Genomic DNA, 14,126 nt, shown 5'->3' with positions numbered 1-14,126 from the left:
GGTCGATAAATTCGCATAGGCGTAATCCATTGTGTGACTACGCTACTACGCGGTTTATTTTTAGATTAAAGCAATCAAAAGGGCGAGATAATCTCGCCCTAATAAATAACGGACTAACCCGCCATTTGTTTTTCTTTAATCTCAGCTAGCGTCTTACAATCGATACACTGATCGGCAGTAGGGCGTGCTTCAAGACGACGGATACCAATTTCGATACCACAAGAATCACAGAAACCGAAATCGTCTTCTTCAATTTTCTGTAATGTCTTTTCAATCTTCTTGATCAGCTTACGTTCTCTGTCACGAGCGCGTAGTTCTAAGCTGAATTCTTCTTCTTGCGCTGCACGGTCAACAGGATCAGGAAAGTTTGCTGCTTCATCTTGCATGTGAGTTAACGTACGGTCGACTTCTTCACGCAATTGGTTACGCCATGCTTCGAGGATCAGTTTAAAGTGACCACGTTGCTTGGTATTCATATACTCTTCACCAGCTGACTCCTGGTAAGGATCTACACCAGCAATAGCGAGTACGCCAAGTGTTTTAGTGCCTTCAGGCATAACGCATCTCCTGTAATCATTTGCGTTTTAAGGGCGTCTTAATTTATCGGCCGCTATGTCTTATTTTTACGGCCGCTATCTATAGCAGAAACTCTATAGCTAGGCAAATTTTTTACTCAGTATTTCAGTGTTTTTTGATCACAACACCACATTACAAGGTCCAATTATTTGACTCCCTTGTGGTGAAAGTTCTGTTTTATAAGCTAACACTTCAACACCCTTAGCAACGGCTTGTTCAAGTAAGTCTGCGTATTGTGGGTCTATATGACGCGCGGGTTTTACGGTCGATATGCCACTGTGCTGTACCACAAACAATAATACTGCTCGGTGACGCCATTGTGACCATATGGATAAGTTCGCGTAGATGCTTTTGTCCCCGCGTAGTGACGGCATCAGGAAAATAGCCCACTTGGTCTTCTAGCAAAGTACAACTTTTCACTTCAATATAGCACTCTGGTAAGGTTTGGCTAGTGAGCAAGATATCGATTCTGCTATTTTCACTGCCATATTTTACTTCACGCTTTAAGGTGTCATAGCCTTGAAGTTCAGTGATGACATTTTGCTTGATGGCTTCTTCTGCGAGGGCGTTAGCGCGTCCAGTATTGATACCAATTAAATGCTGTTGATCCGTCTGCATCAACTCCCATGTGTGAGGATATTTACGTTTGGGGTTATCAGAGGTTGAAAACCAAACCGGCTCGCCCGGAAATAAACAATTTTTCATTGACCCCGTGTTAGGACAATGAATCGTGATGACTTGACCATCGGGTAAAGCGACGTCGGCCAAAAAGCGTTTATAACGTTTGAGTAAAACACCCGTTTCTAATTTGGGTTCAAATTGCATGTGTATCAATATGCCATAGGTTCATTTACAACAATGCTAACAAATTTTAGCTTGGTTTATCGATTATGTTTTGTCTACACTACTGCCATTAGCTCGTATTAATGTTAGCTAAAGATATTTGCGCCGTTTGGCGTATAACAAGGAATTATTATGGATATTATGACGGTAACGCTCACCACTGAAGCTCCTGCTGCCCATTGGGGCAAAGCTGATGTGACGTATCAAGGTGCTCAAGCTTTGATTCACTTATCTGGTTCGGAAGAATTGCGCCAGGTTCAGATGGCTGCAAGAAAAATACGTAATCAAGGCGTCAATGTTGTGCAGTTAGCCGGAGATTTGTGGAGTGTTCACACTCAGTGGGCATTTGCGCAAGGTTTTGCCACTGCAAAAGTGGGTTATCAAGTGCTGTGGTGTGGCAGTGATGCTGATCAAGCGACCTTAACTCAGCGCGCTGAAGCGGCACAATTTGCTCGTAAATTAATTAACGACACCCCAGAAGATTTATCACCTGTAAGCTTGGCAACACAGGCCGCTGCATGGCTTAAAGACATTGGTGGCGACAACATCAGCTTTAACATTATTGAAGGCCAGGAATTATTAGAAAAAAATGGGTCGGCATTCACGCTGTGGGTCGTGGCAGTGAACGTCCACCAGCTTTACTTGAGCTTGATTTCAATCCACTAGCTGCAGATGCACCTGTTTCAGTGGCATTGGTTGGTAAAGGGATTACTTTTGACTCAGGCGGTTATAGCTTAAAATCATCTGAAGGTATGCTCGCAATGAAGTGTGATATGGGCGGCGCTGCTACTGTCACGGCAGCATTAGGCTTGGCGATGAAAGCGGGTTTAAATAAGCGAGTAAAACTGTTTTTATGTTGCGCAGAAAACTTAGTGAGTGGTCGAGCATTTAAGTTAGGTGATGTTTTGACCTATAAAAATGGCACCACCGTTGAAATCGTTAATACTGACGCCGAAGGCCGTTTAGTGTTAGCCGATGGACTACAAGCCGCATCAGATACTGGCGCACCATTAATTATTGATGCCGCAACCCTAACTGGAGCCGCGGTTATGGCTGTGGGTTCTAACTACAATGTTATTTTCTCACCGCAAACAGCCACACTACAACTTGCGCAAAAAAGTGCTGCTGCTGTGTCTGAAAACGTATGGCCTTTACCGTTAGACCCTTGGCACAAAGATATGTGCCCATCGGCCTATGCTGACACGGCAAACAGCCGTCCTGCAAAAGGTGGTGGCGCTGGTGGAGCATCAAATGCCGCAGGTTTCTTATGGCGTTTTGTGTCACCAGAGGCAAACTGGTTACACGTTGACTTAGCTGGCGCATTTGAGTCTTCAGCTTCGGCATTGTGGGGCGCAGGTGCGACCACTCACGGCGTATTGACCATTGCTGAAATTTTAAAAGACTAGCAACAGAAGCCTTACAACCAAAAACAGCTAAAATCGTGCTGTTAAATATGGCCACTGATAATGAACCTCTATTATCAGTGGTTTTTTATTGCGTTAAAGGCCAAGAGGCTAAAATTGAATAATTCACTTAGTGCGAATGATTGCTCGATTGATACAAATGTAAATGTGTTGGTTCGAGTGGTAATTTTGTTATGCATCGCAATTTGGCTAATAGCAGCGTGTTAAAATAACAAAATACACTCATATGGGTGTATATTTTTTTGGGCTAATATAAAAGTTGTTGCGTTCGGCTATTTCAATTATTGTGCGTGCCATTGTGGTTAAAGGTTCTGCGACTTAGCCTGCGGCCAAAATGTGTAGGAAGTTAAATTTTGGCTAAACTGGATTTTAGGCATGGCTTCAATTTCATCGAGTAATTGGAGGTAACTGGTCGGATCTACTTGCCCCCAAAAGCCGAGTGTCATATGTAAATTGTGTAGGTTAACCGGCCTAGCAGTAGTATTTAAAAATGGCGCAAGCTCAAGCTGTATCAAGGATATTTGTTTTATTTGCGGTTTCGCTAAACTAAAACTGACAAATAATCATTGTGGTGAAGCAATATGTATAAGCGTTGCCTTTATTAGTAATGAGTTGAAACTCAAACGTGAATAGATTACTAATACAGTTAAATACAAAACTAACATCGTTATTGTTGAACGTCTAAACTACACTTAGTTGAAACTTCACGATAAAATGACGCACGTTTTTATCCCTGAGCAAATTGAATTGCAAACCTTGACTGAGTTGATGAATGGCAGATAGCACCCAGCAACTATTGAAAAGAGTGTTCACCAATGGACCTATTGAAGGGAATAATACCTCGGTATTAGAACTGCTCAATCGGGCACTAAAACTAGTCTGTAGTCGACTAGATTGCAGTGCTGCCTTTGTGATAACAAGCCAGTTTGATAAAGTATTTGCCGTAGACAGTGATATTATTGATACGACAGAACAGCAATGTGTAAGCTATTTTGGTCAGTCGCCAGATGTGCAGGTGTTATTTAATCAAAGTGTCAATAACAATCTTCGCTTGTGTGAAGCCTTGTTTACTAATGTACATCCAATCATTTATTCCGCAGCCGATAATAAGCCCGCCGCTACCCCAGAGCCAATAATTCTTGAGCATTTGCTGCAAACGTTTTCTTCATTGAAAATTGATTGTCAGCAGCTTGCGATAAGCCCTGTGACCAGTGTAGGTAATGTTAAGGTTGTATTAGCCACCTTATGTGTAGTAGGTCAAACAACGATTGCTGAGCAACAACCTGGCTCAGCTGCGTTTATCAATAAGCTCCTTGATGACACAGCTTATCAGTTAGCGTCATCGCTGGAATTACGCCGTTTAGCGGTGGTGCTTGATAGCAAAGATAAGCAATACCAAGAGTTATTTCAATTATTGCCAATGGCATCTTCGTTAGTTGATTTACATAACAATGTCGTGCTGCTAAATGATGTATGGCAGAGCACACTATCAATTAAGGTTAATGATAATTTATTTGACCTTTTACGCCCTGAGGATCATCCGCTACTTAACGATACATTGCATATCGTGAGGGAAGGTATTTTGCGTCAGGCTTGGTGTGAGATCCCGCTTAAAAATGGCATTAAAAATCATTGGTACAAATTCAGCTTTTGTCATGCATTAAATCGCCAGCAACAATTACTGTTAATTGTTGAAGATGTGAGTGAACGGTACCGATTAGCTGATGAACTGTCGTTTCATTCTAATCATGATGTGCTAACCGGATTACCTAACCGATTGCAGTTTGAAAACATGCTTGATGAACTGCAAAAAGACGATGATCATACGCCTGCTTGTATTGCGTTTCTCGATCTTGATCAATTTCAAGTGGTTAACGATCTTAGCGGCCATCAGGCTGGTGATCTGTTATTACAGCAAGTGGCTACTCGACTCAAACAATTGCTACGCAAAGGTGATGTCGTTGCGCGTTTAGGCGGCGATGAGTTTGGTTTGTTAATGCACTATTCAGATGCGACCTCGGCGCAATTGGTGGCAAAACGTATTTGCCAGCAGCTGTTTGGTCATGAGTTTACTTGGAAAGGCATTAAGCACAATGTCAGTGCCAGTATTGGTCTTGCTCAGGTAGATTATGACGATCCAGATATTTATGGCGTGATGAGTAAAGCTGATGCTGCCTGCCGCTTAGCAAAAGAGGAAGGTCGAAACCGTTGGCATTTTTATAATCCAGACGATCCACAAATGCACACCATGTATAACCAGATGCTAGCCTCGGTAGACATTACGGGGGCGCTAGCCTTAAATCAATTTGAATTGTTTTATCAGCTGATTGAACCGCTTGATAAAAAAGAAAGCGGTATTCACATGGAAATACTGCTGCGTATGGTGCAAAGCGATGGTACCTATGTATCTCCTGGGATATTTTTACCCGCCGCAGAGCGTTATAACTTAGCCTCGCGAGTCGATAGTTGGGTTATCGATAATTTACTCAAATGGGGCAGTGACAATCTCGACACTTGGCGACAATTATCTATGGTGTCCGTTAACTTATCTGCAATGTCATTAGCCGACCAAAAATTCATGAGTTGGCTCGAAATGCGTTTGATGGTTGAGCCCGAGTTAGTCGATAAACTGTGTTTTGAAATTACTGAAACTGCAGCGGTTAGTCAGTTAGATCAAGCCACAGGCTTAATTGATTTGCTTAAACCCTTTGGCTGTAAATTGGCTCTGGATGATTTTGGCTCCGGCTTTTCAAGTTTTGCTTATTTAAAATGTCTCAATGTCGATTACGTTAAAATTGACGGCCAATTTGTGGTGAACTTATGCAGTAATCGCAGCGATAAAGCCATTGTGGCAGCCATATGCCAATTGGGCAAAGACATGAACTTTGAAGTGATTGCCGAATTTGTTGAAAATACCGATATTGGCGAGTATTTAAGAAATATCGGTGTTGATTACGCCCAAGGCTACGCCATTAATAAACCGACCCGACTAGCCGAACTTACCAATGGTATTCGCACCCCATGGTTAACCGACTCGATCAGTATTGTCACCACAGAAGAAAGACTGGCATTAGGCTTAAGCGTTGCCGATTAGTGCATGTATCCTTGCGACGTATTAGTATAAAATACGTTGCAAATCGCGATAAAAAAGTAAATGCCGTTGACCTCATCACACCCTTCATCTGCCACATTGCCAATCCATGCCGTGTTAGCCGACATTCGCACAGCATTTAATGAGCAATCACAACTCATTCTTGAAGCGCCAACAGGCGCGGGCAAATCGACAGCATTGCCGTTAGCCATGTTAGCCTGGCCTGAAATTAACGGCAAAATCATCATGCTTGAACCAAGACGCGTTGCGGCGCGTAATGTGGCGCAATTCATTGCAAAACAATTAGGCCAAGCTGTCGGTCAGGATGTGGGTTATCGGGTTAGGGGTGACACGAAAGTGAGCAAAAATACCCGACTCGAAATTGTCACAGAAGGTATTTTAACCCGGATGATCCAACACGATCCTGAGCTTACTGGAGTTGCAGTGATCATTTTTGATGAAATTCATGAACGCCATTTACCTACCGATCTCGGCCTTGCTCTCGCACTTGAGGTGCAGCAATCATTACGTGATGATTTAACCATTATTGCCATGTCGGCCACGTTATCGGGTTTACCGCTGAGCAACTTAATGCCCGATGCGCGGCAAATTAGCAGTCAAGGGCGTAGCTTTGATGTGCTGCATCACTATCAGCCTTGCCCAAGCCAACAACCTTGGTTAATGCATATGGCAAAGGTGATTAACGATACTGTTAATGATGCCAGTTTAAGTGAATATCAACTCGGCAGCGTATTAGCATTCTTACCTGGCAAAGGTGAAATTAATAAGCTGGCCAGATTGCTTCGCGAGCGCCTAGATCTAACATGGCTTATTTGCCCTTTGTATGGTGACTTAAGTCCAGCAGAGCAAGATCGTGCTATTGGGTTAACCGAACCAGGCAAGCGTAAAATTGTACTGGCGACCAACGTAGCAGAGTCCAGTCTAACCATTGAGGGGATAACGATTGTTATCGACAGTGGTTATCGCCGTGAAGCCAGTTTTAATCCTAAAACCGGTGTGACGCGTTTAGGGCTTAAGCGCATTAGTCATGCATCTGCTGTGCAGCGAAGTGGCCGGGCAGGGCGTTTGGCACCAGGTTATTGCGTGCGTTTATGGAGCAAGGAAGAGCATGGGCGTTTACGCAAAGTTGACGAGCCAGAAATTAGCCTCAGCGAGCTCACCTCAATGGCATTAGATTGTGCTAGCTGGGGCGCAAAAACATTCACCGAGTTGTCATTACTGACAACACCGCCAGCCATTCATGAACAAGTAGCATGGCAGTTATTACAGCAGTTAGCGTTAACAGACCCACAGCGAAAGTTAACTGCACTAGGACGCCAAGCGTATGCTTTAGGTTGTCATCCGCGTTTGGCGCATATGCTGCTCAAGGCTAAACAGGTTTCCAGTGAGCAATCTCAGCCGCAACTGTGCGTATTAGCCTGTATATTGGCGGGAATTATTGAAGCTCGCGGCTTACCCAAAAAAGGCGCCGACATTCATCATTACTTAACTGAAGCTTTGCACGGGCAAATTAAACAGCAAGTGCGTCAATGGCAGCAATTGTTGGCCATATCGAGTACAGTTACAAGATGTTATAAGCCAAGCATCAACTCGAGACATCAGTTATTTGTTAGCACTCGCTTTCCCCGACCGTATCGCCAAAGCACGCGGGCAAGATGGCTTTTTACTCAGCAACGGGACAGGCGTGGTCATTGCCGCAGATGACAGCCTAGCGCACGAGCCTTGGTTAGTGGTTGCTGACTTTCAAGAAACTCAAGGCCGTAATGCTGGGCAAGTGTATTTGGCCGCCCGACTTGATGTGCGTTTATTTGACGATGAGTTGAGCGATCTAGTCACCCGCGAAGTGCAAGGCGGCTGGGATGAAGCTAAGGGGCGATTTTTTGCCGAAAAACACACTAAAATCAGCCAGATTATCATTAAAGTCGATACTGGCATTGCGCCGCAACGTGCTGACATTACAGCTGCATTATTAGAGCAAGTTCGTGTAAAAGGGTTAACAATCCTTAATCGTGATGCAGCATTAATCCAGTTACAATACCGGGTAGAATTAGCGCGATATTATGCCCCAGAACATGATTGGCCGTGTTTGACTGACACCCATTTAATCGCCACCTTAGCGGACTGGTTAGGTGCATATATTGAGCAGGTTAACTCGCTGGCAGCGTTGGCTAAAATTGATGCGTACGGGCTAGTGAAAAACCGCTTAAGCTGGCAGCAACAAAGCTTACTTGATCAATTAGTGCCAACACATTGGCCTATGGCTACAGGTACCAGAGCACCAATAAGATACCAAATGCCGCTCGATGCCAATGGTGACGTTGACCATCGCGATGCAGAGCAAGGCCGAGCTTTATTAAGTGTGCGTTTACAAGAAGCATTAGGTTTAGCGCAAAGCCCGAGTATTTTGCACGGCAAAATGATCGTGACCATGGAGTTATTGTCTCCGGCGCAACGTCCGCTAGCGGTGACTGCAGATTTAGCCAGTTTTTGGCAAGGGCCGTATGTAGAGGTTAAAAAAGAAATGCGTGGTCGTTATCCTCGGCATTTATGGCCGACGACCCAGTGAATACCGTAGCGACTAAATTTACTAAAAAGAAAACGCCCGGTTTATAAACAAGCCGCATCTGAGTTAAGGCGAATCGATTACTGTGCAACATTAAACGAATGAAGATTTATGACAAAAAAACTAACACTAAAAAGTCAAAAACTAAACAGTCGACCACATCATGGTGGCGTCCACTGTGGTCATTTACCTGGAAACTGTCGCTTGTCGGCTTTGCTGTCGTCACGTTTTATGCCATCTATTTAGACCAAATTATTGCTCAAAAATTTGAAGGGCAAAAATGGCATTTACCTGCGCAAGTCTTTAGTCGCCCAATGGCGTTATATCCTGGTGCTGCGGTTAACCACCCACAACTAATGGCTGAGCTTAAATTATTAGGCTATCGCAAAGTGGCTAATCCGCGTCAAGTGGGTGAATTTTCTGCCTCAAGTACCAAAATTGAATTATGGCGTCGCCCATTTTTACACCCTGAGGGTAATCAAGCTGAACAACGTGTGATGATAAGCTTTGATTCAAACGGTGTGAGCTCGGTAAAGCGGATGTCTGACAAACGCGAATTGGCCGTGTTTCATTTAGAGCCGGTATTGCTTGACCGGATTATTGCTGGTGACGGCGAAGACAGATTATTTGTGCCAACAGCCGAAATGCCTTCGAGTATTGTTGATGCCCTTATTTTGGTTGAAGACCGCAGCTTTTATGATCATTACGGTGTTAACCCGTTAGCCATTGTCCGTGCTGCGCTAGTAAATATATCAGCAGGTCGTACCGTGCAAGGAGGCTCGACGTTAACCCAACAGTTAGCGAAAAACTTCTTTTTAAGCAGCGAGCGCTCTATTGTGCGTAAAGTGCGTGAAGCCTTAATGGCGCTGATTATTGATTTTCGCTACAGCAAAGATGAAATTTTAGAAGCATATCTCAACGAAGTGTACATGGGGCAAGACAAGGCGCGTGGTGTTCACGGTATGGGCTTAGCCTCGCAGTTTTATTTTGGGCGTCCTGTCGGTGAGTTGACCTTGTCGCAACAAGCCTTTTTAGTTGCGGTCATTAAAGGCCGTCATATTACAACCCTTGGCGTTACCCTGAGCGGGCTCAGGATCGCCGCGACCTAGTACTGCGCTTATTGATGGAAAATGACAAACTGACCGTCGCCCAATACAAAGCTGCTGCAGAGTCGCCACTGGGTTTACGCAGTGCTAAAAAGTCAGTCCATCAAAAATTACCGGCATTTTTTGCTGTGGTAAAACAAGAGTTACGTGACCGTTATGGTGACTCACTGCTGCAACAGTCAGGGATAAAAGTGTATACCACTCTTGACCCTATGGCTCAAGAAGCGGCTGAAAAAGCCATATCAACAACCATGAAGTCACTGGATAAGCGTGCTAAAAATATCCAAGTGGGCATGGTCGTTACCGACAAGTACAGTGGCGGTATTGCGGCAATGGTCGGCGATAAAGTACCGGGTTATCAGGGTTTTAACCGCGCCGTTGAAATTCGACGTCCTATTGGTTCACTCATAAAACCCTTTGTGTATGCCACAGCATTAAATCAAAGCGACAAGTTTTCATTGGCTACCCCGATTGATGATAAACCGATTACCTTGAAAAACGAGCAAGGTAACACCTGGTCGCCTAAAAACGTTGATAAAAAGTTCAGTGGTCAAGTGCCGTTACTCACAGCGATTAAAGACTCAATGAATGTGCCCACAGTGAATGTCGGCTTGGCCGTTGGCGTTGATAGTGTGGTTAACACCTTACAAAAAGCTGGGTGGAGTGAGTCAGTATCGCCTTACCCATCGATGTTATTAGGCGCAGTGAATGGCTCACCCTTGATGGTGGCGCAGGTGTATCAAACCTTGGCTGATGAGGGGCGTTATCGTAAATTGACTTCAATCACTGCGGTATTAGACAGTCAAAACCAGGCGTTAGGTGTTAGCCGAACCCCGAGCTCACAAGCCATTGACCCAGCAACGGATTATCTCGTGCAATATGCAATGAATCATGTAGTGCGCTCAGGAACAGCTAAGCGATTAGGTGCGGCTTTCCCTGGTGTGCGTTTAGCGGGTAAAACCGGTACCAGTAATGACAGTCGTGACTCCTGGTTTGCAGGCTTTGACGAGCGAAATGTAGCGGCCATTTGGGTTGGTCAAGACGACAACAGCAAAACAGGCTTATATGGCAGTAGCGGCGCAATGGCGGTCTACCAGGCGTTCTTACAACAACGTCCACCGATGAGCTTACGTATGACCCCGGTTAACGGGGTGATTAATGGTTACTTTGACCGTACCACCGGCATGGCTAAACAAGGTAATTGCGACAATATTGTGGGTTTGCCTGCATTAGAGGCCAGCTACCGCCCAGCAGACAATTGCGGTGAGCCTTTATCTTGGTGGCAAAAACTGGTGGGTGGCTAACGAGTTACTCTGCCATTAATCAAAAGCCCAAGGTCTTGTCGACGTTGGGCTTTTTTGTTTATGTGCTACGCGTTAATGATGGTATTAATGCTTATCAAGCTGTTGCCTTAGCTTGGTAATCTCTGCCAGCATCTCTTGCTGATTTTGTTCCATCTGCAATTGATTTTGCTGCATTTGTTCAAGTGCTGATTCAAGCTTGTTATTGATTTGTTCTTTGTGGGCTTCTTTTGCCTCTTGCTCTTCTTGACGCTCGGTTTCATCCGGGGCGACAAACACCGATGCCATATAACCTGAGATGACCCCGAAAAAGCTCACGCCACTGACAATCACTAATCCACCAATCACATGGCCTATGGTACTCACCGGATAAAAGTCGCCATAACCCACAGTAGATATAGTCACTAATGCCCACCAAATGGCTTGTTCTGCAGTTTGAATATTGGCATTTGGCTCAGCGCTCTCCACCAGTAAAATCAGCACTGATGCGGTCGCTAAAATTAACACCATGGCCACTAATAAACTGGCTAATGTGGTTTGTTTGCGTTGGCGCAGTAACGGAATAAGCAGTGAACGGCTCATACGGATTAAACGGATTACCCGTAAAATTTGGAATATACGTGCAAACCGCAGTGCTTCAATGGCAGGAATACTGGCAACAAAATCTATCCAATGGTGGCGCAGGTAGTAGGTTTTATTGCGGGCTTTGAATAAGCCATAAAAAAACTTACTCAAAAAAATCACGCAAATACTGCTGTCGATATACAGCAGCACTTTATTGGTTTCGGTATCTAAACGGCCAAAGGTAATGGTCAATACAATGACCACTGACACCAATGACAACACCATCATGGCTAATTCAAATGGACTGGGATCATCGATGTTTTTCAATGTCCAACGTTTAGATTCAAACATGAATGCCTGCTTTGATTCTTTGTTATTAATTTATAAACGTTATCATAACAAAAAACGCACAAGGCGCGACCCTAGTGCGTTGTGTTAACCGACAAAACGAATAAAAGATTAAGTTGATGAAGTTTTATCGACAAAGTGAACTAAATCATCAAGCACACGTTTTTTGATCTCTAATTGAGCGTCGCTGTCTAAACCGTACTTTTGTGCTAATAGTACGTAGTCTTCACCACTTAACGATACGGTGAGCCTAGGGCGTTTGGGCCGTTTTGATACAGATAATCCGAGGATGGTGCGTATTTGATCAGACGGGCTTACACCTTTATCTAAAGCGGCTTTACGGATGGAGTATTGAAACTTTTCATCTAGATCAAAAGCCACTTGCGTGGCTTTTGCGGCTTGTTGGTTTTTAAGCCATTTATCCGGTAACGGTTTACCTGAACTCATAACAACGTTATCTCCTACTTGTATCAGCTTGCCGGCCAGTAGTCTCTAATATCGGATAGTGGACGATATAAGGTCAACATGACTTCGGTATCGCCGCCTTCATATACTTCAATATCAACTGCATGGGAGTCTTGGTTGTTGACCAAACTATAGCCTTCAAACCCTTCACCTCGGTTGCCATTGTCGTCTTGCGGCGGAGTTAAACCACGATAATCTTGGCGATGGAAATAACCAAATCCTGCAAATTCTACTTGATGGTATTCATCACTTAACCATTGGCCAAACTCAGCTTCAAGCTCTGCAGATAAGGCGTTTGTCACCAAAGTGGCTTTGCCGGGTTCTTCAAAGATTTCAGCAAAGGCATCAAGGTCAAACATCTGTTCCACATCGGCGCGATTGATTTTGATTGAAATACTCAGGTAAGACTCGTCTTCTTGAATGTAAGACATAAAGATTGCGGTGCCGCTATGGCCACGTAATAAGAATTCACAAACCTGCGAGCGCTGGTATTCATAGGTATGAATGGCTTCAACCTTTAGCTGTTGCCCGCGAAGTTGCGCGGGCAAAGCAAAACTGTCATCAAGGGTTAACATATCACCCTTGAGCAGTTTATTTGGGTGGTCAAGCTGGCGCTTCGGGGCTTCTTTTTTGCCAAAAAGGCCGCTAAGAAATCCCATAACCCTTAACCTTTACGTGCTTTAATGCGATCTAACACTGCATTAGCGTTAGACTTTTGCTCGCCAATACCGGCTTCAGCCAACTTAGCGTGTAAAGACTTGTCGCTGTTTTCTTCAGCTAAGGTTTCAGATGCTTTTAAGCGATCATCAAACTGCTGCTGACGCGCCTTGATACGCTCTAAAGAATCTTTAGCATTAAGTAACTTAGAGTTGCTAGATGCAAACGAGTCAGTAATGGTCGCTGTGGCTTTTTGTACGCTTTCAGTGGTTTTAACCATGGTTAATTGACGTTGGTAATCAGACAATTGACGCTCGGTCTTTTTCACTAAATCTTTTAAACGCACTGCGTGCGAGCTAAAGCTGTCGTTAGCGGTTTGTTGCTCGGCAAGCTCTTGGTCTAGTTGAGCAATTTTTTCTGCCACTTCGATGGCTAATGCTTCATTGCCTTTGTCTAATGCCTGAGTAACATAACCTTCGTGTTCAGCAACGCTACGCTTTAGACGATCAATTTCACGGCTAGCTTGCATCTCTTTGGCCATCACGTCGGTTAGCTCACGTTTAGCTTTAGTTAAGTGCTTTTCTGCATCACGTATTTCTTGTTCAAAAATTCGGGTTGAGTTAGCGTCAACGATAGTCTGGCCAACTTCAGTTGCACCACCACGAAACGCTGTAAGAATCTTGTTTAGAATGCCCATAGTTGGCTCCTTAGTTTAAAAATTCGACGAGTTCGTCGATGACTTCCAGACAATTGTCTGACAGTACTGCTAATTCTTGTTCAATCTCAATCATGCTTGATTGCACAGATAACGCACCATATACCACGTACTTATCATCAATTTTGGCAAATGAAGATAATGGCATTGGAATGTTGAGCTCTAACATGGTCTCAAACATTTCAGCGCGGCGGGCTTGGTTAACTTCGCTTTCGCCCCACAGATAACTGATACACAATATTTGGTTGTCAGTTACTGATACAAACACCGGAATTTCTTCACGGCCTACAACATTAACTTGTAACACTTCAACATCACCATCAATGGGGTAGCAGTCAAACTGAAAGCCGGTTTGGCTTTGGTCGCATAGTCCGTTTAGGTGACTCGCAATAGTATGGATGTTCATATTCGTCCTTAATTGACATATTATGTCTGTGAGTAAAGATAACACC

Annotated in this window: 8 protein-coding genes and 4 pseudogenes; 4 read left to right on the top strand and 8 right to left on the bottom strand. The window is 44.2% G+C overall.

The genetic code is table 11. The features are described from left to right. Positions 1-113: 113 nt before the first annotated feature. Together dksA and sfsA are read right to left on the bottom strand one after the other, a co-directional pair. A complete protein-coding gene (gene dksA, locus N4T56_RS15975; RefSeq protein WP_261733927.1) occupies positions 114-557 on the bottom strand; it encodes an RNA polymerase-binding protein DksA in 444 nt (147 codons plus the stop codon). A gap of 138 nt (positions 558-695) precedes the next feature. After that, positions 696-1,401 (bottom strand): annotated as a pseudogene (gene sfsA / locus N4T56_RS15970) (DNA/RNA nuclease SfsA). A 150-nt stretch (positions 1,402-1,551) separates the two neighbouring features. Between sfsA and pepB the strand changes: the two are divergent. Further along, positions 1,552-2,825: pseudogene (pepB, locus tag N4T56_RS15965) on the top strand (aminopeptidase PepB). A 320-nt stretch (positions 2,826-3,145) separates the two neighbouring features. Here pepB and N4T56_RS22865 read toward each other — a convergent pair. Next, a complete protein-coding gene (locus N4T56_RS22865; protein WP_390904128.1) occupies positions 3,146-3,373 on the bottom strand; it encodes a 2'-5' RNA ligase family protein in 228 nt (75 codons plus the stop codon). A 242-nt stretch (positions 3,374-3,615) separates the two neighbouring features. Between N4T56_RS22865 and N4T56_RS15960 the strand changes: the two genes are divergently transcribed. The 3 genes and pseudogenes from N4T56_RS15960 to mrcB all read left to right on the top strand — a co-directional run bounded on the left by N4T56_RS15960 (position 3,616) and on the right by mrcB (position 10,928). Beyond that, positions 3,616-5,937 (top strand): putative bifunctional diguanylate cyclase/phosphodiesterase, encoded by a 2,322-nt coding sequence (locus N4T56_RS15960; RefSeq protein WP_261733926.1) that lies wholly within the window; start codon positions 3,616-3,618, stop codon positions 5,935-5,937. A gap of 60 nt (positions 5,938-5,997) precedes the next feature. Next, positions 5,998-8,568: pseudogene (gene hrpB, locus N4T56_RS15955) on the top strand (ATP-dependent helicase HrpB). A 51-nt stretch (positions 8,569-8,619) separates the two neighbouring features. Continuing rightward, positions 8,620-10,928: pseudogene (mrcB, locus tag N4T56_RS15950) on the top strand (penicillin-binding protein 1B). Positions 10,929-11,012: 84 nt separating this feature from the next. Here the strand turns inward: mrcB and N4T56_RS15945 are convergent. The 5 genes from N4T56_RS15945 to N4T56_RS15925 all read right to left on the bottom strand — a co-directional run bounded on the left by N4T56_RS15945 (position 11,013) and on the right by N4T56_RS15925 (position 14,080). Then, positions 11,013-11,840: a potassium channel family protein gene (locus tag N4T56_RS15945; protein ID WP_261733925.1), complete on the bottom strand. Its 828-nt coding sequence runs from the start codon at positions 11,838-11,840 to the stop codon at positions 11,013-11,015. A gap of 108 nt (positions 11,841-11,948) precedes the next feature. Continuing rightward, positions 11,949-12,284: a hypothetical protein gene (locus N4T56_RS15940; RefSeq protein ID WP_188920229.1), complete on the bottom strand. Its 336-nt coding sequence runs from the start codon at positions 12,282-12,284 to the stop codon at positions 11,949-11,951. Positions 12,285-12,307: 23 nt separating this feature from the next. Next, on the bottom strand, positions 12,308-12,961 hold the full coding sequence (locus N4T56_RS15935) for a hypothetical protein (protein ID WP_261733924.1): 654 nt from the start codon (positions 12,959-12,961) through the stop codon (positions 12,308-12,310). 5 nt (positions 12,962-12,966) lie between these two features. Continuing rightward, positions 12,967-13,656 (bottom strand): PspA/IM30 family protein, encoded by a 690-nt coding sequence (locus N4T56_RS15930; RefSeq protein WP_261733923.1) that lies wholly within the window; start codon positions 13,654-13,656, stop codon positions 12,967-12,969. A gap of 10 nt (positions 13,657-13,666) precedes the next feature. Further along, positions 13,667-14,080, bottom strand: coding sequence for a YjfI family protein (locus tag N4T56_RS15925; RefSeq protein ID WP_261733922.1), 414 nt, complete (start codon positions 14,078-14,080; stop codon positions 13,667-13,669). Between the last annotated feature and the right edge of the window lie 46 nt (positions 14,081-14,126).

Origin of the sequence: Shewanella phaeophyticola (assembly GCF_025398315.1) — a bacterium.
GTDB lineage: Bacteria > Pseudomonadota > Gammaproteobacteria > Enterobacterales > Shewanellaceae > Shewanella > Shewanella phaeophyticola.
This window is presented reverse-complemented; position numbering and strand designations above follow the sequence as displayed.